The sequence below is a fragment of the Myxococcus sp. AB025B genome (assembly GCF_006518215.1).
Classification (GTDB): domain Bacteria; phylum Myxococcota; class Myxococcia; order Myxococcales; family Myxococcaceae; genus Myxococcus; species Myxococcus fulvus.
In genome coordinates, this window is the sequence record NZ_SRLW01000162.1 from 1 (window position 1) to 22,303 (window position 22,303).

The window sequence follows — 22,303 nt, forward strand, 5'->3', positions numbered from 1 at the left end:
CTCCCCGCCCTCGACCATGGAGGGCACTCGCCACATCGGACTACACGTTAACCGTGCCGTCCGACATCTGGGCGAAGCCGGGGTGTGACGTGACGTGGACCACCTGCGTGAGGGTGCCCAGGTGCTTGAGCATGCGGGCGATGAGCGGCAGCTTCACCTCGTCCATGCCCGCGAAGACGTCCTCCAGGATGAAGGGCCGCTTCACCCGCGCGCTCCCCTTCTCCACCACCGTCATCCGCAGCGCCAGGTAGTAGAGGTCCAGGTCCTTCGGCGGCAGCTCGCCCACCGGCACGCGGCGCCCCGAGGCGAGCGCGAAGGCCCGCCCCTCCTTGTCCCACTCGACGCCCTGGTAGCGCCGGTCCGTGAGCGCGGTGAGGTACTGCACGCAGCGCTCCTTGAGCATCCCCTGCACGCTCAGCACATCCGTCGTGAAGATGTCCGCCGCCTGGGACAGCACAGTGGGAGACGGGTCCTCCAGCGGCTCCACGGGCGCGGGCGAGCCATCCGCCTGCGTCACCGGCGCGGGCGGGGCCTTGGCCAGGGCGATCGACTCCTTCACGCGCCCCAGCTCGCGCTCCACCTCGCGCATGTCGCGCACGTAGGAGCCCTTGCGCGTCAGCTCCGCGTTGAGCGCGTCCATCTGCTCCTTGAGCGCCTGTCGCTGGGTGGACGCGGCCACGAACTCCGGGTCGGCCTCCACGGCCGCGAGCTGATCCTTCAGCTCCACCACCCGCGCGGCCAGCAGCTCCTTGCGCTCGAGCGCCGCGGGAATCTCGTCCAGGCTCTCCACGCCGAGCGCCTTCTGCGCCATGCGCACCGGCGCGGCCTCGGCTTCGAACTCCTCGTGGATCTTCTTCTCGCGCGCGTCGAAGCGCCCCTCCTTGCTGCCCTTGCGCGAGGCGCGCTGGAGCTCGTCCACGTAGCGCAGCGCCAGGAAGGCGGCGAAGCCGAAGGCCGGGATGTCCAGCAGCGCCAGGTAGCGGAACGCGCGGTGCACGCCGAGCCCCAGGCCCAACGACAACCCGAGGAACAACACGCCCACCACGATGCCCAACCAGAACATCCGGTCCTGCGTCAGCGGCTCCACCGCGTCCGGCACGTCCGCCGCGTCCGCGTCCCGGTCCGCCCCCAGCCGGTTCAGGGCCTCGTCACGCCGCGCGAGCGCCTTGGGGTAGCGCTGCACGCGGTTGAGGATGTCCTGGGGCAGGCCCAGCGTCTGCGGCGTCGGAGCGGCCCGCCACGCGTTCTCCGCCTCGTGGATGGCCACCTTGAGGCCCTCGGTGCCCTTGAGGCGCTGGTCCGCGTCGAAGATCTGCGACGACAGCCCATCCACCTTGAACTGGAGCTGATCCACCTCGCGCGCGGAGACGAGCTCCGCCTCGAGCGCGCGCACCTTCGCCTCCGCGGCCGGGATGTCCTCCGCGGCGGCCACCGAGGACGCGTTCGCCAGCGAGGGGAACTTGCCGGAGGTCTTCGGATCCGCCGCCTTCGCCGCGGCCTTGCGCGGACGCCGTGACGGCAGCTGCCCCGGCTGCAGACAGTAGAGCTGCTCGAAGCTCGTGCGCGGCGGCAGCCCCACCTGTCCGCGCAGGAACTGGTTCATCTCCGAGGCGTCCGACGACACCAGCTCCGGCTGCTGCGTCGTCTTGTTCATCCGGTGCAGCGTCCCGGAGCCCCCCAGCTCGCGCAGCACGCGGTACGTGGCGCCGTCGATGCCCACGAAGGTCAGCGCGGCCTTGCCGGACTTCGCGCCCGGCGCGATGAAGGACGCATCCCCGCCCCGCCCGTCGGCGTAGAGCAGCGCGAGCAGCACGCCCGCGAAGGGGCTCGCCTCCGCCGAGGGCGGCTTGAGGACGAGGTACCCGGCTTTCAGCGCGAAGCGGCCCGCGGGAGTGAATCCCCGGACATTCTGGACGGCGACCTCGACGAATTGCATGGCTCGCCCATGTTAGCGCGAATGAAAAAAGGAGCGCCCGGTATCGGACGCTCCTTCTCACGACGGCCCGAGGGCCGACGAGGACTCAGGCGCTCAGGCCTTGGCGACCTTGGCGGCCTTGCCCTGGGTCGTGTCCGCCTCCTCCTGCACGTCCACGCGGGCGGCCTTGCCCTTGAGGTCGCGGAGGTAGAACAGACGGCTGCGGTTCACGCGGCCGCGCGAGAGGACCTCGATCTTCTCGTAGCGGGGGCTGTGCAGCGGGAAGATGCGCTCGACGCCGACGCCGAAGGACATCTTGCGCACGGTGAACGTGGCGCGGTGGCTGCCCGAGGTCTTCCGGATGACGGTGCCCTCGAACGCCTGAACGCGCTCCTTCTCGCCCTCCTTCACCTTCCAGAAGACGCGCACGGAGTCACCAGGACGGAACGAGGTGACGTCCTGGCGCAGGTACTTGGCCTCGACGTGCTGAATGGCGGCGTTACGCATTTCGGACTCCAGTGAAGCGAAAGCTGACGCGGATGAGAACGCGTGAAAGAGCGGGCCGTACTAGCAGAGAGAGCGGTGTCGGACAAGCCCGCTGTGGCCCGACTCCCAAAGAACCCCCAGGGTTACAGCTCTTCCTCCCGTCGGGCCAGCAGTTTCTCGTCGGCCTTGGACAGGGTGAGGCGGGCGAACAGGTCCGGCCGTCGCTCGCGCGTGAGCACCAGCGACTTCCACCGACGCCACCGGGCGATGCGAGCGTGATCTCCAGACTGGAGGGCCGCCGGCACCTCGACGCCCTGGAACACGGGCGGGCGGGTGTACTGGGGATGCTCCAGCGTCCCCCCCTCGAAGCTCTCCGACACCGAGGACGCCACGTTGCCCAGCACCCCGGGCACCAGCCGCGCCACCGCGTCCACCACCGCCATCGCGGCGATCTCCCCGCCGGTGAGCACGAAGTCCCCCAGCGACAGCTCGCCGTCCAGGTGGCTCATCACCCGCTCGTCCACGCCCTCGTAGCGGCCGCAGACCAGGATCAGCCCGGCGGTGTGCGCCACCAGCTCGCGCGCGGTGACCTGGGTGAAGGTCGCGCCGCGAGGGCTCATCAAGAGCACCTTCGCCCCGGGCAGCCGGGCCCGCGCCGCGCTGATCGCCGCGACCAGCGGCTCGGGCTTCATCACCATGCCCGCACCGCCCCCGTAGGGCGCGTCGTCGGTGACACGGTGCTTGCCCTCGGCGTACTCGCGGATGTCCGTCACGGTGGCGGACAAGAGGCCCTTCTCCTGGGCCTTGCCGAGGATGCTCGCGCCCAGGTAGCCGGACACCATCCCAGGGAACAGCGTGAGCAGCTCCACCGGATACGGCGGGCTCACGACTCGGACCCGTCCGGGGCGTCCTTGTCGGCGTCGCGCCGGCCGACCTCCACGTACTCGGGAGGACGGATCACGATGCGCTGGGCCGCCAGGTCCACCGTCGGGACGAACTCATCCGCGAACGGCACCACCAGCTCCTGCCGGCCCGCGGCGCGGATCACCAGGTTCGGCACTTCACCGGTGGCCCAGATCTCCTCCACCTTGCCCAGCGGCGTCCCCGCCTCGTCCACGGCGGACAGGCCCAGGAGGTCTCCCTGGAAGAACTCACCCTCCTCGGGCGGCTCCAGGTCCTCGCGGAACACGAACACCGTGGAGCCCACCAGCCCCTCGGCCTCGGTGCGGGACTCCACGCCCTCGAAGGCGACGATGTCCTCCTTCGGCGTGGGGCGCAGGGACTCCAGCACCAGGTCCCGCTCCACACCCGCACGGGTGCGGACGCGGACCCGGTCCACGGTGGAGAGCGTCTGCGAGCCCGGGTCGAACGGACGCACCGCCAGCTCGCCCCGCAGCCCGTGCGCGCGAGAGATGAAGCCCAGCTCCAGCAGCGGCTTCTGCGTCACCGCGACGCGTCCGGTGCGGCGGCGGGCGGGGTGCCGGCGGCGTTGCGACGGTCGTCCAGGATCTCCAGCCGGACCTTCTGGCCAGACTTCTGGGCGGCGGCATTGAGCAGCGTCCGGAGGGCGTTCACGGTGCGCCCGTCACGGCCGATGACCTTGCCGACATCCTCGGGGGCGACCTTCAGCTCGTAGAGCCGTGCGCCGTCCACCTCGGAGATGCGCAGGCCCACCTGGTCAGGTTGATCGACCAGGGCCCGCGCCAGATACGTGAGGAGTTGCTCCACGTCCGCTCAGTAAAGCCGGTCGCGGATCAAGCCGCGGGGGTGGACTTCACGGCCTTCGCGTTGACCTTGATGAGGTCCGCGACGGTCTCGGAGGGGGTCGCGCCCGTCTTCAGCCAGTAGTTCAGCCGCTCCTCGTTGAACTCCACCTTGGGCGGGTTGAGGTTCGGGTCGTACGCGCCGACGGCCTCGATGAACTTGCCATCCCGGGGGTTGCGGGAGTCGGTAGCGACCACGTGGTAGTAGGGCTTCTTCTTGGCGCCCGCGCGGGCAAGACGGAGGACGACGGCCATGGAGTGCTCCAGCGAACAGGAAACGACGATGTAAACGGGGTGGCGCTCTTAACGCCGCACCCGCGGGATTGTCAAGGAAGCTCGGGACTTTATGTCGTGCTTTCGGCCGGAGTGGCCTCGCCACGATTCGCGAGCTGCCCGCAGGCCCCCGCGATGTCCCGGCCCCGATTCTTCCGGATGTAGGCGGCCACGTGGCCGTCCGACAGGATGGCCCGGAACTGCTCCGCCCGCGCTTCCGCGGTGGTGAGGAACCCCAGGCCCGGGTTCTCGTTGTAGGGAATCAGGTTGACCTTCGCCGGAATTCCCTTGAGCAGCTGGATGAGCCGGTGCGCGTCCTCATCGCTGTCGTTGAAGCCCTGGATGAGCACGTACTCGAAGGTGATGCGGCGGCCCTGGCGCAGCGGGAACTTGCGGCACGCGTCCAACAGCGCGGCGATGTTCCACTTGCGGTTGACGGGCATCGTCTTGCTGCGCTGCTCGTCGGTGCTGGCGTTGAGCGAGATGGCCAGCTTCACGTCCGTCTCCTGGCCGAAGCGCTCGATCATGGGGACGAGGCCGACGGTGGAGACGGTGATGTGGCGGTGGCTGAAGTTGGGCCCGTCCTCGGACTGGAGGATGGCGAGCGCCGTCTTGAGGTTCTCGAAGTTGTGCAGGGGCTCGCCCATGCCCATGAACACGAGGTTGCTCAAGGGGCGCAGCGTCTCGTGGCCCTCGTTCTTGCGGACCTCGCGATTGACGGCGTGCACCTGCGCGACGATCTCGCTGGGCGTCAGGTTGCGCTTGAGCCCCATGGTGCCCGTCATGCAGAAGCCGCAGGCCATGGCGCAGCCCACCTGGGTGGACACGCACAGCGTCCGGCGGTCCTCGGAGGGCATGTAGACGGACTCGATGTAGCGCCCGTCGCGCGTCTTCCACCGGTACTTGATGGTGCCGTCGACGCTGCGCTGCTCCAGGTCCTTCACCAGCGGGATGATCTCCGCGGCGACCTTGAGCTTCTCGCGGAAGGCCTTGGACAGGTCCGTCATCTCGTCGAACGAGGTGGCGCCGCGCTGGTGCAGCCAGCGGTAGATCTGCGGGGCCCGGAACGCACGCTCGCCCAGCTGCTCGGTGACGAAGCGGGTGAGCGCTTCCATGGACAGGCTGGCCACGTCCACGAGCTTCGCGGGAGCGGGCGCCAGCAAGGGCTCCGTGACGGGAAGGGTGGCGGTGGCGGAGGTCTCGGTCATCGTCGTCGCGCAGTGAAACGGGGGCCCGGGGGCGTCCCTTCCCACACCTGGGGTCGAGGTGTCAAAGGAGGCCCTGGTCGCCTGGTCGACACGGGAACGCACTCCCCTCCCCCAACCCTACGCATCCCCACACCGCCCCGCTCGAAAACCAACGGCCCGGGCCAGCCCCATGACGGGTGCCGACACCGGGCCGCGGGTCAGGAGCCCTTGGAAGGGCCCTGTCGCCTACTTCTTGGCGGTGTACTCGTACGGCTGGATCTCCGTCTCCCGGAAGAAGTACGCGATCTCGTTCTTCGCGTTCTCCAGGCTGTCGGAGCCGTGGACCGTGTTCTGGTCGATGCTGGTGGCGAAGTCCTTGCGGATGGTGCCCTCGGCCGCCTGCGCGGGGTTGGTGGCGCCCATGATGTCGCGGTTGCCCAGGACGGCGTTCTCGCCCTCGAGCACCATCAGGACGACGGGGCCGGAGATCATGAACTGCACCAGGTCCTTGAAGAAGGGCCGGGCCTTGTGGACCGCGTAGAAGCCCTCGGCCTCCTTCTGGGAGAGCTGCTGGAGCCGGATGGCGACCGGCTTCAGACCCTTCTCCTCGAAGCGGCTGATGATCTTCCCGATGACGCCCTTCTGCAGACCGTCCGGCTTGATGATGGACAGCGTACGCTCGATGGCCATGTGACTGGCTCCTTTTCCCTTTAAGGGGTGTTAGCGCTTCTTGGGGCCGCGCTTGACGGCCTCCTGGAGGGTGGTGCCCAGCTCGGCGGGGCTGGCGGCCATCAGGATGCCCGCGGCCTCCATCGCCTTGATCTTCTCCGTCGCCGTGCCCTTGCCGCCGGAGATGATGGCGCCGGCGTGGCCCATGCGCTTGCCCGGGGGCGCCGACTGGCCGGCGATGAACCCGGCGATGGGCTTGGTGAACTCGCGGGCCACGTACTCCGCGCCCGCCTCCTCGGCGCTGCCGCCGATCTCACCAATCATGATGACGGCGTCCGTGTCCGGGTCCGCCTGGAACAGCTTCAGCACGTCCACGAAGTCGGTGCCGTTGACCGGGTCTCCGCCGATGCCCACGGCCGTCGACTGGCCCAGGCCCAGCTGGGTGAGCTGGTGCACCGCCTCGTACGTCAGCGTGCCCGAGCGCGACACCACGCCGATGCGGCCCGGCTTGTGGATGTGGCCCGGCATGATGCCGATCTTGCACTTGGCGCCGGGCGTAATCACGCCAGGACAGTTCGGGCCGATGAGGCGCACGCCCGGCTTGCCCTGCAGGTAGCGCTTGGCGCGCACCATGTCGAGGACGGGGATGCCCTCGGTGATGGTGATGATGAGGGACACGCCCGCGTCGGCGGCCTCCATGATGGAGTCGGCGGCGAATGGGGGCGGGACGAAGATGACGGACGTGTTCGCGCCCGTCTGCTTCACGGCGTCGGCGACCGTGTCATACACGGGAACCTTGCCCTCGAACTGGGTGCCGCCCTTGCCCGGCGTCACGCCGGCCACGAGCTTCGTGCCGTACTCCAGCATCTGCTTCGAGTGGAACGAGCCCGCCGAGCCGGTGATGCCCTGGCAGAGGACCTTCGTGTTTTCGTTGACGAGGATGCTCATGGCGCTCCTTAAAGTGTGGGCAATGAAGCGCGCGGACTACTTCAGCGCGGCGACGGCCTTCTCGGCCGCCTGACGCAGGTTGTCCGCCGGGGTGATGGCGAGGCCGGAGTTGCTGAGCAGCTGCTTGCCCAGCTCCACGTTGGTGCCTTCCAGGCGCACCACGAGCGGGACCTTGAGCTGGACCTCCTTCGCCGCGGCGATGATGCCCTCGGCGATGACGTCGCACTTCATGATGCCGCCGAAGATGTTGACCAGCACCGCCTTCACCGCGGGGTCGGCCAGGATAAGCTTGAAGGCCGCCGTCACCTTCTCCTTCGTCGCGCCGCCGCCCACGTCCAGGAAGTTGGCCGGCTCACCGCCCACCAGCTTGATGGTGTCCATGGTGGCCATGGCCAGGCCCGCGCCGTTCACCATGCAGCCGATGTTGCCATCGAGCGCGATGTACGCCAGGTCCCACTCCTTGGCCTGCGTCTCGCGCGCCTCCTCCTCGGCGAGGTCGCGGTACTCGAGCAGGTCCTTGTGCCGGTAGAGCGCGTTCTCGTCGAAGGTCACCTTCGCGTCGAGCGCCACCACGCCGCCATCCTTCAGGATGACCAGCGGGTTGATCTCCACCAGGGACGCGTCCGTCTCCACGAACATCTTGTAGAGCGCGGTGCAGAACTGGACGAACTTGTTCACCGTCGGGCCCGTCAGGCCCAGGCCGAAGGCCAGCTTGCGGCCCTGGAAGTCCAGGAAGCCCACCGCCGGGTCCACCGTCTCGCGGAGGATCTTCTCCGGGTGCTTCTCCGCCACTTCTTCAATCTCCACGCCGCCCTCGCGGGACGCCATGAAGGTGACGCGGCTGGTGGCGCGGTCGAGCGTCACGCCCAGGTACAGCTCCTGGCCGATGTCGAGCCCCTGCTCGATGTAGACCTTGTGGACCGTCTGGCCCTCAGGCCCGGTCTGGATGGTCTTGAGCTTCATGCCAAGCATCTGCTTGGCCAGCTCCTTCGCCTCGGCGGGGCTCTTGGCGAGCTTCACGCCGCCGCCCTTGCCACGACCACCGGCGTGGATCTGGGCCTTCACCACCACGACAGGCGTGCCGAGCGTCTTCGCCGCGGCCTCCGCGTCGTTGGGCGAGAGCGCGAGGATTCCCTTCGGCGTGGGCACGCCGTACTTCCGGAAGATTTCCTTGCCCTGGTACTCGTGGATCTTCATCGAGGCTCCATGTGGAGACGAGGGGGACGACCCCTTACAGGCGTCAGCGCGTGGCCCTCATTGCGCAGAAACCGACGGATGGCAAGGCCGTTTGACCCGACAGGCACCGCGGTGCGGCACGGTGTGGACCGCTGATAATCAGGAATGTCCGGGCAGATGAGGCGCCCTTCACCGCGCCCCTGCCCCTGAAACGTCAACAGCCCCGCCCGGGCTCCACGAGGGAGACCGGAGCGGGGCCGAGGACACGGCGGAGCGCCCGCGCGAGCGTCACCCTGGACCGCTGTGGCCCTTCTTCTCCTCCTCCTGCGAGAAGAGGTCCTTGATGACCAGCTTGGTCACCTGGCGGTTCATCATCGCGATGGAGGTGGTGAGCGGGATCTCCTTCGGGCAGACCTTCACGCAGTTCTGCGCCTTGCCGCAGTCCTGCACGCCGCCGGGGCCCATGAGCGCGCGCACGCGCTCCTCGGAGTTGAGCTTGCCCGTGGGGTTCATGTTGAACAGACGGGCCTGGCTGATGGCCGCGGCGCCCACGAAGTCGTTGCCCAGGGTCACCTGCGGGCACGCCTCCAGGCAGCTGCCGCACGTGATGCACGTGGACAGCACGTACATGGTGGACTGGTCCACCGGGGACTGGCGCGGGCCGGGGCCCAGGTTGTGGGTGCCGTCCGTGGGGATCCAGCCCTTCACCTTCTTGAGGGCCTCGAACATGCGGCTGCGGTCCACGGCCAGGTCCCGGACCACGGGGAACTTGCTCATGGGCTCCAGCGTGATCGGCTGCTCCAGCTTGTCGATGAGCGCCGAGCAGGCCATGCGCACGCGGCCGTTGATGTTCATCGCGCAGCTGCCGCAGACCTCCTCGAGGCACGCGGCGTCCCACACCACCGGCGCAACCTTCTTGCCCTCCACGGTGACGGGGTTGCGCTGGATCTCCATCAGGCACGAGATGACGTTGGCGCCCTTGCGATAGGGAACCTTGAACTCCTCGTAGTGGCCCGGCTGGTTCGGATCATCCTGCCGCCAGATGCGGAAGGAGATGGTTTGGCTGCTGACGGCGCCTGCCTGTGCGGTGTCCATGTCGCTCGACCCTTCGCTTCCAAGTCAGTTACGGGGGCCCGCGCGATTCAGGCGCGGGCACGCCCAGAAAGTTCCCCGGTGCCTTACGCGTACCAGCGCGGCTCGGGCTTCAGCACGGGCGTCGGCACATCCTCGTAGGAGATGTTCGGCCCCTGCTCCGCGTACTTCGCGATGGTCGTCTTCGCCCACTTGTCGTGGCGCGCCTGCCACAGCGCCATCCAGGCGGGATCGTCGTTGGGATCCTTCGTCTTCGGCTCGGGCAGCGAGAAGTCCGGCTTGTAGTGCGCGCCGCGGCTCTCGTCGCGCAAGAGCGCGCTCGTGGCGATGACCTCGCCCAGCTCCAGCATGTTCCACAGCTGGTTGACGAACGACATCGAGCGGTTGGACGAGTTGCCCGTGTCCAGCACGTTGACGCTCTTCCAGCGACCCTTCAGCTCGCGGATCTTCTCCACCGTCTTCTTCAGGCGGTCGTTGTAGCGCACGACGGTGCAGTTCTCCGTCATCACGTCGCCCAGCTCCTGCGCCAGGCCGTACGGGTTCTCCGGGCCCGCCATCTTCTTGATGGTGGCGAACCGGTCCTCCCAGTAGCGCTTCGCGTCCTGGAAGTACTTCTCCGGCATGGCCGCCGCGCTCGTCGTCTGGCTCTTGGCGAAGGACGCCATGGCCGGGCCGCCGATCATCCCCGAGTAGATGCAGGAGAGCAGCGAGTTGGCGCCCAGGCGGTTGCCGCCGTGGAACGCGTAGTCCGCCTCGCCCGCGGCGTACAGGCCCGGGATGTTGGTGGACTGGTTCTTGGGGCTGCCCTCGAGCGGCGTGAGCGTCTTCGAGTCGGCCTCGAACGTCACGTACAGGCCGCCCATCGAGTAGTGCATGCCCGGGAAGATGACCATCGGAGTGACGCGCGGATCATCTCCGACGAACTTCTCGTAGATCTCCATCACGCCCTTGATCTTCGCGTCGAGCGTCTTGGCCGGGATGTGCGTGACGTCCAGGTACACGCCGTCGCGCCCGCCGATGCCCATGCCCAGGTCGCGGCAGACCATGAAGATCTCGCGCGTGGCGACGTCGCGGGGGACCAGGTTCTTGTACTTGGGGTACTTCTCCTCGAGGAAGTACCAGCGCTCGCTCTCCGGGATGTCCCGGGGCCCGCGCGTGTCGCCCTTCTTGCGCGGCACCCAGACGCGGCCACCCTCGCCGCGCACCGACTCGCTCATCAGGCGCAGCTTGTCCTCGCCCGGAATCGACGTCGGGTGCACCTGGATGAACTCGCCGTTGGCGTAGATGGCGCCCTCCATGTAGGCGCGACCCGCGGCGGTGCCGGTGTTGATGACGGAGTTGGTGGAGCGGCCGAAGACGATGCTCGGGCCACCCGTGGCCAGGCACACGGCCTCCGCCGGGAAGGTGCGGATCTCCATGGTCCGCAGGTCCACGGCCACGCTGCCGATGCAGCGGCCGCCCTCGTCCTTCACCGTGCCGAGCCACTCCCAGTACTCGTACTTGGTGACCTTGCCCTCGGCCTCGTAGCGGCGGACCTGCTCGTCCAGCGCGTAGAGCAGCTGCTGGCCCGTCGTGGCGCCGGCGAAGGCGGTGCGGTGATGGAGCGTGCCGCCGAAGCGGCGGAAGTCCAAGAGGCCCTCCGGCGTGCGGTTGAACGTCACGCCCATGCGGTCCAGCAGGTAGATGATGCCGGGGGCCGCGTAGCACATGCCCTTCACGGAGATCTGCTCGGCCAGGAAGTCGCCGCCGCGCAGCGTGTCCTTGACGTGGATCTCCGGGTGGTCGCCCTCTCCCTTGGTGTTCACCGCGCCGTTGATGCCTCCCTGCGCGCAGACCGAGTGGGAGCGCTTCACCGGGACGAGCGAGAGCACATCCACCTGGTGGCCCGCCTCCGCGAGCTTGATCGTCGTCATCAGCCCGGCGAGACCGCCGCCCACCACTGTGAACCGCGCTGCTGCTGCCATCATCGTCTCCTTGACCGCCGGATCCAGGGCGCCTGCCGTCAGCCGGCCCGCCACAACCGGCGCGCCACGCTCCGGACATCTCCGTGCGAGTTCTACAGGCTAGTTAACTTGCTGGAAGCACGCCGCAACGGCGGCGAGAAACTCGATAAGCCCGCGTCATTCGCGGCATCAGCCAAGAAGCCCGCCGGGGGTCCCCGACGGGCTTCTGACTGGAACGACCTACAGCTTGACGGAGTCGACCGTCTTCTTGACCGACTGGAAGGACTTCTCCAGCTCGGCCTTCTCGGCGTCGTTCAGGTCGACGGTGATGACCTTCTCGATGCCGCCCGCGCCGATCTGCACGGGGGTCCCGAAGAAGTAGCCGTTGATGCCGTACTGGCCCTTGAGCAGGGCCGCGCCCGGCAGGATGCGCTTGCGGTCGAAGATGAAGCTCTCCGCCATGGCGATGGAGGAGGCCGCGGGCCCGAAGTAGGCGCTGCCCGTCTTGTACAGGCCGACCAGCTCCGCGCCGCCCTCGCGGGTGCGCTTGACGATGGCGTCCAGCTTGTCCTTCGCGATGAGCTCCGTGAGGGGCACGCCGCCCACGGTGCTGTGACGCACCAGGGGCACCATGTCGTCGCCGTGGCCGCCGAGCACCAGCGCCTCCACGTCACGGATGGAGCAGCCGAGCGCCTCGGCCACGAAGCACTTGAAGCGGCTGGTGTCCAGCACGCCCGCCATGCCCACGACCATGTTGTCCGGCAGGCCGGCGATCTTGTGGAGCGCGAACACCATCGCGTCCAGCGGGTTCGCCACGTTGATGACGAAGGCGTTGGGGGCGTGCTGCTTGATGTTGCCCGCCACGTCCGTCATGATCTTGAGGTTGATCTCCAGCAGGTCCTCGCGGCTCATGCCCGGCTTGCGGGGCATGCCGGCCGTGATGATGATCACGTCCGAGCCAGCGACGTCCTTCCAGTCCGTGGTGCCGGTGACGCGGCAGTCGTAGCCGTCCACCGCCGCCAGTTGGTTGATGTCCAGGGCCTTGCCCTTGACCAGGCCTTCGGCCGCCGGGATGTCGTACAGGAACACGTCACCGAGCGACTTCTGCACCGCCAGCAGCGCGAGGTTGCCGCCGATCTGCCCGCCGCCGATGAGGCCAATCTTCTTCTTGCGATTCTGAGCCATGGCTTCGCCGTCTCCCAATTCCCCGCGAGGGGACTACATGTGCTTGATGATGGCCTGACCGAACTCGGAGCACTTCACCTCGGTCACCCCGGACTGCCCCTCCTGCTTCATCAGGCGGGCGAAGTCGTACGTCACCGTCTTGGCGGCGATGGCGCGGTCCATGCCCTGGATCATCAGGTCCGCGGCCTCGTGCCAGCCCAGGTGCCGGAACATCATCTCACCGGAGAGGATGACCGAGCCCGGGTTCACCTTGTCCTGGTCCGCGTACTTGGGCGCCGTGCCGTGCGTGGCCTCGAACACCGCGTGGCCCGTGACGTAGTTGATGTTGCCGCCCGGGGCGATTCCGATGCCGCCCACCTGCGCCGCCAGCGCGTCCGACAGGTAGTCGCCGTTGAGGTTCAGCGTGGCGATGACGTCGAACTCGTCCGGACGCGTGAGCACCTGCTGCAGCGTGATGTCCGCGATGGAGTCCTTGATGATGATCTTGCCGGCGGCCACGGCGGCCTTCTGCTCGGCGTTGGCGGCCTCCTCGCCCTTGGCGGCCTTGGTCACCTCCCACTGGTCCCAGGTGTAGACCTTGTCACCGAACTCCCGGGCGGCCAGCTCGTAGCCCCACTTGCGGAAGGCGCCCTCGGTGAACTTCATGATGTTGCCCTTGTGGACCAGCGTGACGCTCTTGCGCTTGTGGTCCACCGCGTACTGGATGGCCGCGCGGATGAGCCGGTCGCTGCCCTCCTTGGACACGGGCTTGACGCCCAGGCCGATGTCCGACGGGAAGCGGATCTTCCCGAACTCCTTCGGGAACTCCTGCTTGAGCAGGGACAGGAACTTCGCCGCCGCGGGGCTGCCGGCCTCGAACTCGATGCCCGCGTAGATGTCCTCCGTGTTCTCACGGAAGATGGTCATGTCCACCTTGTCCGGCGACTTGACCGGGCTGGGCACGCCCTTGAAGTAGCGCACGGGACGCAGGCAGACGTACAGATCCAGCAGCTGGCGCAGCGCCACGTTCAGCGAGCGGATGCCGCCACCCACCGGCGTCGTCAGCGGGCCCTTGATGCCGACCAGGTAGGTGCGGAAGGCCTCGACCGTCTCGTCGGGAAGCCAGTTGTTGACCTGCTTGAAGGACTTCTCGCCGGCGAGGACCTCGTGCCAGGCGATCTTCTTCTTGCCCTTGTAGGCCTTCTCCACCGCGGCGTCGAACACCGCCTGGGACGCGCGCCAGATGTCGCGGCCCGTGCCGTCGCCCTCGATGTAGGGGATGATCGGATGGTCCGGCACGGACAGCTTGCCGTTCTGGAGGGTGATCTTCTCGCCGGAAGTCGGGGGAGCCATGGACGTACTCCTGGAAGGTGTGGCCGTGTAAGAATTGGCGCGGGATAGTCGAGAACCCGCCCCCCTCCCGTCAAGGAGTTTGGCCGCTCCTCCAGGTTGCAGGACTTATCGGACCCAGCGGCGCCGCATGCGCTCGGGCACGCGCGCCACGCTGGGAACACAGCGCCTTCTCACCGTCCTACCAGCAGGCCAGGCCCGGCGCGGGCAGCTCCACCGTCACCGTGAGCCCGTCGCATTCGCCGCGCTCCACGCCGAGCGTGCCGCCGACGGATTCCACCAGCTCCCGGGCCCGGGCGAGCCGCCGGTGCGCGGGGCCCACCAGCATGGGCGACAGGAACACCGCCTGGAGCTCCCGCGCGGACAGCCGCGCCCCGGACGCCACCACCTGGAAGCGCGGCGGCTCGTCACCAAAGTCATCCGGTGCGTCCAGCACCACGCGCACACTTCCCTTCCCCGCGTGGTCCGCCGCGTGCGACAGCAACAGCAGCAACACCTGCCGTGTACGTCGCGCCCCTGTCCGCGCCAGAACGGTTTCCTCTGGAAGTTCCAGCTTCACTTCGATGCCGTGGATTCTTCGTGCGGCTTCCAGCAATTCCAGGGCTTCTTCCATGAGCGCAGCGACATTCACTTGCTGGGAATCCGGTCCTTCCACCGACGCCAGCACGGCGGTTGGGGAAGCCACCTGGGGCCTCGCCCCGGCTTCACCCGACGTCCTGTCCACCCAGTCCCGCGCCGCGCTCATGCCGCACCTCGTCCCGTTGGCTCTTCAGAGGGACTTTACTGGCGGAATCCGACGCGCTCCATTTCACTACGAGAAAGTACGCAGGGCATGGTTGACTGGAGACATTACAGCTTCGCGACATCTTGGCCGTGCCGTTGTCGGGTGCTGGGCATGCAGTTCGTGAAACTTGGAGAAATGGCCTGTCACGGTTGACCCAGTGCCCTAGATTCCGGCCTTGACGAAAACAGCAAGGCTGCACAAATTCGATTTGACTGTTCCTCTCGACTCCGTATGATACGGACCCATAGCGAAATGCCGCCCACCGCAGCACCGCTGGAGCAGGGAGGAACTGTTGTGCTTGCAACTTCGCCATCCGCATCAGGCGTTCCTCACTACCGGAGAAGGGGGCTCCTGGACATGGAAGGGGGAAACCCGCTCTCCGACCGGCGGACGGTCGAGTTCGATAGCCGCGACGCTTTCATCAATGTGATTCCGCTGCCGCCAGCGGAAGCCGCGCTGGACGACTCGGGCTATTCGCTGCACGGCCGGGGCGCCAACGCCATCACCTGCTCGCTGGGCACGCTGGACGCGACGCTGGGTGAGGTGACGCGACTGAGCCCCACCGTGGTCTGGGTGATGCCGCGCGGTCCCGTGACGCACGCCGAGGGCCCCACCCTGCCCGTCTTCCTCAAGGGCCGTGGGCTCACCATCGGTCCCCTGGTCGGCGCGTTCATCCGCGCGGACGCGGAGACGGCGAGCGCGCCCGTCGGCCTGCAGCTGGTGGGCGTGACGGTGGAGCAGGGCCGCCAGATTCTGTCCCTGCTGGCGGACGCGCTGAAGAACGGCGTGGCGGAGCCGGCGGCGTCGGTGCTGCCGGTGCAGGACACCATCGAGCAGGCCGAGCGCATCCGCTCCATCCTGGTGGCCATCTGCGCGTCCGGGAACAACGGAGTGCTGCGCCGCAAGGGCCGCTCGGTGCGCATGGTGCTCGAGCGCTTCAACACGGCGACGTCGCAGCTGGAGTGGCGCTCCGAGGAGCCCGTCACCGAGTGGGGCGAGGCGCCCTTCGACGTGGACGTCATCGGCTACAACAGCGCGTACCGCATGCGCCTGGACGGCGGCAGCGGCGACGGCGAGCGGCTCTACACGCAGCTGCCCACGCGCATCTCCCGCATCCGTCACCGCTGGCACCGCCGCGTCCCCGCCCCCGCGGGCGCGAACGTGCGCTTCCACCACCCGCTCTGGCGGGAGCTGGGCGAGCTGCAGCGCGACGTGGTGGACCTGTCGTTCTCCGGCCTGTGCCTGCGCTGCAAGCCCGAGGACCTGATGTTCCCCGGCCTGCTGCCGCCGCACATCGAGCTGCAGACGGGCGAGGGCCAGACGCTGACCTTGCGCGGGGAGATCCGCTACGTCACCAGCCCCCGCGCGGATGGCTACATGCTGTGCGGCCTGAGCGTGCAGCCCTACTCCGTGGACGAGGCGCGCTGGGTGCGCTTCGTGTCGCAGACGACTTCCCCCGCCACTCGCACCAGCGAGAACATGGAGGACGGGCTCTGGGATTTGTTCACCCGCTCGGGCTTCTTCAGCCTCGCGGGCAAGACGTCCGAGGAGTTCGAGGAGCAGCGGCTGGCCTTCCGGAGCATGGCCAAGCGCGGCGCGGAGATTCCGCAGCTGTTCTGCCAGGCGGTGTGGCCGTCCGAGCGCGGCCCCGAGGCGACGCTGTCCTTCATGAAGCCCTACCGCCACGCGTGGATGGGGCACCAGGTCGCCAAGCGTCCCGGCAAGCCGCCCCCGAGCGTGCAGGAGCCGGGGCAGATCATGCGCGATCTGTACGTGCGCACCTTCGAGCATCCGCAGAGCGACCCGGACTTCCGCTGGGTGGTGGCCTACGTGGAGGCGCTCAACCCGTGGATCGCCAAGGCGCACGTGCGCTACGCCGAGCGGCAGATGGAGACGGGCCAGGGCCTGGCCTTCACTCGCAAGGTGCACATGCTGGACGTGTACACGCACGAGCAGACGGGCCGCGCGCACGAGGGCATCCAGATTGGCCTCGCGACGGCGCAGGAGCTGACGCTGCTGGCGGACACCATCGCGCGCACCCGCCCCGCCTGCTACGTGGACGCGCTGGACTTCACGCGCGAGCGCATCGACATGCGTCCGGTGCAGGCGCGCTGGAAGCAGTTCAATCTCGAGCGTGAGCGGGAGATTCTCGTCGCGCGGCGCAACGGAGTCCCCGTGGCCGCGACGGTGCTGGAGCTGGGTCAGCGGGGCACGAACCTGTACTGCCTGCTGGACATGGCGCGCCTGTTCCCGCTGACCGAAGAAGGACCGTCCACCTATGTCGCATTGGTGGACGCCGCGCGCCGGTGGTACGCGGCGCGCCGCCGCACCTCGTTCCACTTCCTATGTGAGGACGAGGGGGGGGATTACGTGCAGGAGGCCGGCATCCACGGAGGGCCCGATCCCTACATGTGGATCATCTCCTCCAAGCTGATTCCGGACTTCCTTGAGCACATCAGTGAGCTGACCATCGGGCGCCGCGGCGCCCACAACCCTCGCTAAACGCCCCAGAGGTAGACACATGAGCAAGCAATTCGTGGAGCAGAACTATGTTCCGCACGTGGCCCCCGTGCGCGAGCGCCTCAAGACGTCCCCCGCCCTGAAGGCGCTGCTGGATCCCAACGTGGACCCGGCGCTCGTGGAGGGCTTCCTCATCCAGCTCAACTCGCTGGGTGTCTACATGACGGAGCCGGTGGACAAGTGGATCCGCCGCGCGGGCGAGGCCTCCGTGAAGATGGGCCTCAAGGACGTGGGCGAGAAGCTCATCACCCACGCGAAGCACGAGGAGGGCCACCACCTGATGATGATCGAGGACACCAAGAACCTGGTGGCCCGGTGGAACTCGCGCCGCTCTCCGCAGCTGGATGTGAATGCGCTCTTGAGCCAGACGCCCACGCAGGCGATGGTCGAGTACCGGAAGATCCACGAGGACACCATCGTCGGCGAGATGCCGGCGGCGCAGGTGGCCATCGAGTATGAAATCGAGAACCTGTCCGTCGTGTTCGCGCCCGGGCTGATGGAGCAGGCCAAGCGCGTCTGTGGCGAGGACATCATGGAGGCCATGTCCTTCGTGAAGGAGCACGCGGAGCTGGACGTGGGGCACACCGCGCTCAACGAGGTCATGCTCGGCAAGCTGCTGGACCAGGTCCCCGAGAAGACCGCGGTCATCGGCAAGACGGGCGCGCAGGCGCTGGACATCTACCTGCGCTTCATGGGCGACTGTGTCGAGCGCGCCCAGCAGATGATCAAGCCCGCCGCGGCTTGATGTCCCACCGGGGCCCGCTCGGAAGGCGAGCCCCGCTCAGTCATGCCCCGGGGCGTCACGGGCCGAGGAATCGGCCTGGGCGCCCCGTCGTCTTCTCACGGCCCTACCCCGCGCGACGCACCACTGTGTCGGGCGTGGGCGCGCGCGGACGGATGCGTCCACGCAGCGAGCGGCGAAGCCCCTCCAGCTCCGGCCCCGTCGCCGTGCCGAACACGTAGCGGTCCGGGCGGAGCACCACCACGTCCTTGCCGTGGCGGGCGAACCACGCGCCCAGCCGGCCCTCCGTGTCCACGAGCGCCTCCGGCGGAGGCTCGCCGATGCGCTCCGCGGAGAGCACGGTCCACGCACGCGCGCCCAGCTCCGCCGCCAGCGCACGGGCCTCCCGCTGCACGTCCTGAGAGGCGCCCGGCCGCGTGAGCACCACGAAGCCCTCGCCCAGCACGTGGTCCAGCAGGACCCGCTGGCCCTCGAGCACCTCCACGCGCGGCTGCGGGAAGTAGGTGCCCTCCGGCGCGGCCTTCCCGCGTCGTGCGCCGAGCAGGAACCCCTGCTCCAGCGCGAAGACGGGCTTCACCTTGAACTGGCGGATGAACTCCCCGGTGACGGGTAGGCGGTAGAGGAGCTGGATGAGCGCGTTGCGCACGCGCGAGAGCACCTGGCCTCCGGACATCATCACCCGGCCCATGGCGTCCGAGCTCTTGATGACCTCCGCCACGTGGCCGCGCCGCTCCTGCTCGTACGTGTCCAGGAGCGAGTCGTCCGCCGAGCCGTCCAGCACCCGCGCCAGCTTCCAGGTCAGGTTCGCCGCGTCGCGGAAGCCCGCGCAAAGGCCCTGGCCCAGGAACGGCGGCATCAGGTGCGCGGCATCCCCCATCAGGAAGGCGCGTCCCACCCGCCAGCGGTCCACCAGGCGCGAGTGGTACGAGTGCACGTTGATGGAGCGGATCTTCACCGTCGACGGGTCGATGTACGGCGCGATGAGCGTGCGCACGTGGTCCGGCTGCCGCACCGCCTCCAGGTCCGCGTCCGGGTCGACGATGATGTCGAAGCGCATCTCGTCCCGCGCGGTGCGCGCGATGAAGCCGCGGCGCTTCGGGCCACACAGGTAGCTGGTGTAGTCGGGCTCCGGCGACGACGTGCTCACGGTGATGGCGAGCGCGTGCTCCAGGCCCGTGGTGCCCTCGAGCTTCAGGCCCAGCTTGCGCCGGATGGGGCTGTGCGCGCCATCGCACGCGAGCAGGTAGCGGGCGCGGACGGTGAGCACCCTCTCGCTGGCGACCTCGCGCACGCGCACCGTGAGGCCCTCCGCGTCCTGCACGAAGGATTCGACCTCGTGGCCCTGCCACAGCTCCACATGCTCGAAGCGCGCCATGCCCTTGCGCAGCATCGCCTCCATCCTCGGCTGCTGGAAGAAGGTGGCCACGTCATGCCCGTAGGGGCGGTCCAGCTTCGTGAAGTCCACCTCCGCGAGCACGCGCAGGCGGTCATCCAGGTAGCGCAGCGTCTTGCAGGGATGGAAGCCCGGCCCCAGCTCTCCCTCCAGGCCCGCGGACTGGAAGATGCGCTGCGCCTCGTCATCCAGGCTGATGGCGCGCGACTGGGCATGCGCGGACAGCTCCTTCTCCACGATGAGCGTCCTGACGCCCTGCAGTCCGAGCAGGTTGGCCGCCATCGCTCCGACCGGTCCACATCCCACGATGATGACATCAACAGTTTCTGGAGCCACGTCCGCCCTCCGGGTCGTCTCGTTGTTGAGCTGCCTTTGATGATTCATCCCCCAGGCCATGGCTGGAATCATCAGCGGGCCATTCACCCTCGCTCTCGCGCGGTCCCCTCACGCGAGTGGACTCCAGAAAGGCGCCGCCGTCGCGTTTTCACTCGGCCCACGCAAACAATGCGGCCCCGAGTCCTCGCCAACTCCACCGGCGAGCGTGCGACCCATCCCGTCACCCTGCCCCCGTGCCTCTCGATTCAAAGAACGCCCCGGGGAAAATTCCTTGCATGTTTGAGTTTCACCCCTCGGCGAGCCTCTGGAATCAGTCCCTGGGTGTTCGCGGTTGCAGGCGGGGGTGCACTCCCCACCCGGTGGGTTCCCGCGAGGCGTCAAGGTGGGCAGACATTCCTTACGGACTTCAACATTGCACTGACACCGAATCGCAGTTGTCGAACGGCAGAAGGAATCGCTGTCGGAAACACCGCATTGACGTCGTGGGCAACGCGCGGCGTCGTGCATTCGGAGATCGCCAGTGGTTAGGTGGCGCATCCCCCTCACGCGTGGTTCGCGAAGGAGCAGTTCCATGGAATGGCTCGAATTCTCCCGCTGGTCTCCCGAGGTGGAGCGTCAGCTCGCGCAGCAGGCGGCGCGGCTGGGCGACACGGCGGCCCGCGGAGCCTCCCTGACCCGGCGGGTCCGGATGAGCGCCACGGTGGCGGCGGCGTACCGCTTGAGCGCGATGCTCCGCGAGTTCCCGCGCACCAACCCCTGGGGCCACCCCGTCTCGGAGTCCTGAGCCCCAGGCGGGGCCGCCGTGAGCCCCGGGGCTCCGGCACCTCGTGATGCTCGGGACACACCCTGCTCCACCGTCGACGGTGAGCGCATGAAGGGCCCTTGAGGGCTCCATGCCCGCCTCCCTCCGGTGGAAACGACAGGGACCTCGCGGTTCGCCGCGCACTTGATTGACCTGTCAATCCCCGGCGGCTCCCCCTCCCGCGTATCGGCGGGCTGGTTCCGGTCCTTCGCCCGGGGTATTGCTCCGCCCCACTCCGAGTGCCGCGCCTCGTCGCGGTCCTGGTGTGCGGAAGAGGACGTCGGTGGGTACCCACACACGCAGCCCTGGCCTCGCAGCGCGCCCCGAGACGGCGCTGACGCGACTGGTCCCCTGGGCGGGGGCGCTCCTGGGGGTGCTCTGGTTCATCGCGCTGGGCGGCGCGCGGACGCTGGACCCCACGTCCCTGGAGTGGTTGGGCTGGGGGGACTGGGCGCAGCACGTGCTTGGCTGGTGGTTCTTCCGTGAGGCCCCCTGGGGTTTTCCCCTCGGCAGGACCCCCGGCTACATGGCGCCGCTGACCACCACGGTGGGCTTCACGGATTCGAATCCGTGGCTCGCGCTGGCGTTCAAGCCCTTCTCGGGCTGGCTGCCCCAGGACTTCCAGTTCATCGGGCTGTGGCTCGCGTCGTGCCTGGCGCTCCAGGGGTTCATGGGCGTCAAGCTGATGGCGCTGTTCACGCCTCGGGCCTCGCATCAGTTCCTGGGGGCCGCGCTCTTCGTGCTCGCGCCGGTGCTTGTCTTCCGGTTCGAGCACGACACGCTCTGCGCGCACTGGATGCTCACGGCCTTGCTGTGGCTGCACCTGCGTCCGCGGCCGGATGCGCGAAGTGCGTGGCGGACGCTGCGCGTGGTCCTGCTCATCAACCTGCTCGCGTCCGGGGTCCACCCGTACTTGATGGTCATGGTCTTCGCGCTCTCGACGGCGCTGCTCGTCAGCATGACGTGGCGGGAGGGACTGCTGACACGGCGCCAGGCCGGGCTCACGTTCGCCGGTGGCACGGCCATGCTCGCGGCGCTCTTCTTCGCGTTCGGCTACGTGGGCCAGGGCGTGCGCGGCGCGGCGCATGGCTTCGGCGCGTACAGCGCGGACATGCTCACGCTTATCAACCCGATGGCGTGGTCACGGATGTTGCCGGCGCTGCCGACGCGGAAGGACCAGTACGAGGGCTTCGGCTATCTCGGCACCGGCGTGCTCGTGCTCGGCGCGTTCCTGGGGCGGCCTTCGGTCTGGTGGCCCGAGGTTCGAGCGTGGGCCCGAGCCCATCGGCCTCTGTGGGTCGCGGTAGGTCTGCTCACGCTGCTCGCGTTCTCGACGACGCTGACCCTCGGTGGCGTCGTCGTGCTGTCGGTGCGCAAGCTGGCCGACGTGTTCATGCCGGTGCTGGGGATGTTCCGCTCCTCGGGCCGCTTCATCTGGCCGCTCCACTACCTGGTGCTCACCGGCATCCTGGCGCTGGTCATCTGGCGCTGGCGGGAGCGGCCTGGGGCTCTCACGGGCATCCTGCTGGGCGCGGTGGTCATCCAGGGGGTCGACACCGAGGAACTGTGGACGCAGAGGCGGTTTCGACCGGCGCCGTGGCCTCGGCTCGGTGAACTGCGTATTCCGGCCATACCGATCACTGAGTCCGGTCCAAGCCGAACACCCATTCCGGAGCATGCCGAACACCGGATGACGACGCTGGTGGGGGCTACTTCGCCGCCTTCTTCCCGCTGGTCAAACTCTCGGCCTTGCGAATCGA

The 22,303-nt window shown here is 68.3% G+C and carries 20 protein-coding genes; 4 read left to right on the forward strand and 16 right to left on the reverse strand.

Annotated features, from left to right (window positions below):
• Positions 1-40 precede the first annotated feature (40 nt).
• From FL311_RS25015 to FL311_RS25090, 15 genes are all read right to left on the reverse strand, one after another.
• A complete protein-coding gene (locus tag FL311_RS25015) occupies positions 41-1,936 on the reverse strand; it encodes a chromosome segregation protein SMC (protein ID WP_141328664.1) in 1,896 nt (631 codons plus the stop codon).
• A 93-nt stretch (positions 1,937-2,029) separates the two neighbouring features.
• On the reverse strand, positions 2,030-2,422 hold the full coding sequence (rplS, locus tag FL311_RS25020) for a 50S ribosomal protein L19 (protein WP_141328666.1): 393 nt from the start codon (positions 2,420-2,422) through the stop codon (positions 2,030-2,032).
• 122 nt (positions 2,423-2,544) lie between these two features.
• A complete protein-coding gene (trmD, locus tag FL311_RS25025; protein ID WP_141328668.1) occupies positions 2,545-3,288 on the reverse strand; it encodes a tRNA (guanosine(37)-N1)-methyltransferase TrmD in 744 nt (247 codons plus the stop codon).
• Positions 3,285-3,848, reverse strand: a complete 564-nt coding sequence (gene rimM / locus FL311_RS25030; RefSeq protein ID WP_141328670.1) for a ribosome maturation factor RimM — start codon at positions 3,846-3,848, stop codon at positions 3,285-3,287. Before rimM ends, trmD begins: the two co-directional genes overlap by 4 nt.
• Complete coding sequence (locus FL311_RS25035; RefSeq protein ID WP_046714046.1) at positions 3,845-4,129, reverse strand: KH domain-containing protein; 285 nt, start codon at positions 4,127-4,129, stop codon at positions 3,845-3,847. Before FL311_RS25035 ends, rimM begins: the two co-directional genes overlap by 4 nt.
• A 26-nt stretch (positions 4,130-4,155) precedes the next feature.
• Positions 4,156-4,419 carry a 30S ribosomal protein S16 gene (gene rpsP, locus FL311_RS25040; protein ID WP_141328672.1) on the reverse strand — a complete coding sequence of 88 codons (264 nt, stop codon included), beginning with the start codon at positions 4,417-4,419 and terminating at the stop codon, positions 4,156-4,158.
• 89 nt (positions 4,420-4,508) lie between these two features.
• Positions 4,509-5,645, reverse strand: coding sequence for a 23S rRNA (adenine(2503)-C(2))-methyltransferase RlmN (gene rlmN, locus FL311_RS25050; protein ID WP_141328674.1), 1,137 nt, complete (start codon positions 5,643-5,645; stop codon positions 4,509-4,511).
• A gap of 225 nt (positions 5,646-5,870) precedes the next feature.
• Positions 5,871-6,314, reverse strand: a complete 444-nt coding sequence (gene ndk, locus FL311_RS25055) for a nucleoside-diphosphate kinase (RefSeq protein ID WP_046714049.1) — start codon at positions 6,312-6,314, stop codon at positions 5,871-5,873.
• Between the two features lie 30 nt (positions 6,315-6,344).
• Positions 6,345-7,241 (reverse strand): succinate--CoA ligase subunit alpha, encoded by an 897-nt coding sequence (gene sucD / locus FL311_RS25060; protein ID WP_141328676.1) that lies wholly within the window; start codon positions 7,239-7,241, stop codon positions 6,345-6,347.
• A 36-nt stretch (positions 7,242-7,277) separates the two neighbouring features.
• Positions 7,278-8,438: an ADP-forming succinate--CoA ligase subunit beta gene (gene sucC / locus FL311_RS25065; RefSeq protein ID WP_046714051.1), complete on the reverse strand. Its 1,161-nt coding sequence runs from the start codon at positions 8,436-8,438 to the stop codon at positions 7,278-7,280.
• A gap of 267 nt (positions 8,439-8,705) precedes the next feature.
• Entirely contained in the window at positions 8,706-9,512 is an 807-nt protein-coding gene (sdhB, locus tag FL311_RS25070; RefSeq protein WP_141328678.1) for a succinate dehydrogenase iron-sulfur subunit, read from the reverse strand.
• Between the two features lie 83 nt (positions 9,513-9,595).
• A complete protein-coding gene (gene sdhA, locus FL311_RS25075) occupies positions 9,596-11,473 on the reverse strand; it encodes a succinate dehydrogenase flavoprotein subunit (RefSeq protein WP_141328692.1) in 1,878 nt (625 codons plus the stop codon).
• Positions 11,474-11,692: 219 nt separating this feature from the next.
• Complete coding sequence (gene mdh, locus FL311_RS25080; protein ID WP_141328680.1) at positions 11,693-12,637, reverse strand: malate dehydrogenase; 945 nt, start codon at positions 12,635-12,637, stop codon at positions 11,693-11,695.
• Between the two features lie 33 nt (positions 12,638-12,670).
• A complete protein-coding gene (icd, locus tag FL311_RS25085; protein ID WP_141328682.1) occupies positions 12,671-13,969 on the reverse strand; it encodes an NADP-dependent isocitrate dehydrogenase in 1,299 nt (432 codons plus the stop codon).
• A 178-nt stretch (positions 13,970-14,147) separates the two neighbouring features.
• Entirely contained in the window at positions 14,148-14,579 is a 432-nt protein-coding gene (locus FL311_RS25090; protein WP_228557061.1) for an ATP-binding protein, read from the reverse strand.
• 528 nt (positions 14,580-15,107) lie between these two features.
• On the opposite strand from FL311_RS25090, the gene FL311_RS25095 reads away from it, so the two are divergent.
• Both FL311_RS25095 and FL311_RS25100 read left to right on the forward strand, forming a co-directional pair.
• A complete protein-coding gene (locus FL311_RS25095) occupies positions 15,108-17,252 on the forward strand; it encodes a hypothetical protein (RefSeq protein ID WP_194869358.1) in 2,145 nt (714 codons plus the stop codon).
• A gap of 19 nt (positions 17,253-17,271) precedes the next feature.
• Positions 17,272-18,015, forward strand: coding sequence for a hypothetical protein (locus FL311_RS25100; protein ID WP_074952194.1), 744 nt, complete (start codon positions 17,272-17,274; stop codon positions 18,013-18,015).
• A 103-nt stretch (positions 18,016-18,118) separates the two neighbouring features.
• On the opposite strand, the gene FL311_RS25105 is transcribed toward FL311_RS25100, so the two are convergent.
• The gene (locus FL311_RS25105) at positions 18,119-19,801 is read right to left on the reverse strand and encodes a bifunctional 3-(3-hydroxy-phenyl)propionate/3-hydroxycinnamic acid hydroxylase (RefSeq protein ID WP_368668593.1); all 1,683 of its coding nucleotides are present in this window, start codon (positions 19,799-19,801) and stop codon (positions 18,119-18,121) included.
• A gap of 511 nt (positions 19,802-20,312) precedes the next feature.
• On the opposite strand from FL311_RS25105, the gene FL311_RS25110 reads away from it, so the two are divergent.
• Positions 20,313-20,525: a hypothetical protein gene (locus tag FL311_RS25110; RefSeq protein ID WP_141328688.1), complete on the forward strand. Its 213-nt coding sequence runs from the start codon at positions 20,313-20,315 to the stop codon at positions 20,523-20,525.
• 301 nt (positions 20,526-20,826) lie between these two features.
• Positions 20,827-22,303: DUF6311 domain-containing protein (locus tag FL311_RS25115; RefSeq protein WP_141328690.1), on the forward strand; the 1,477-nt coding region annotated here is incomplete at its 3' end.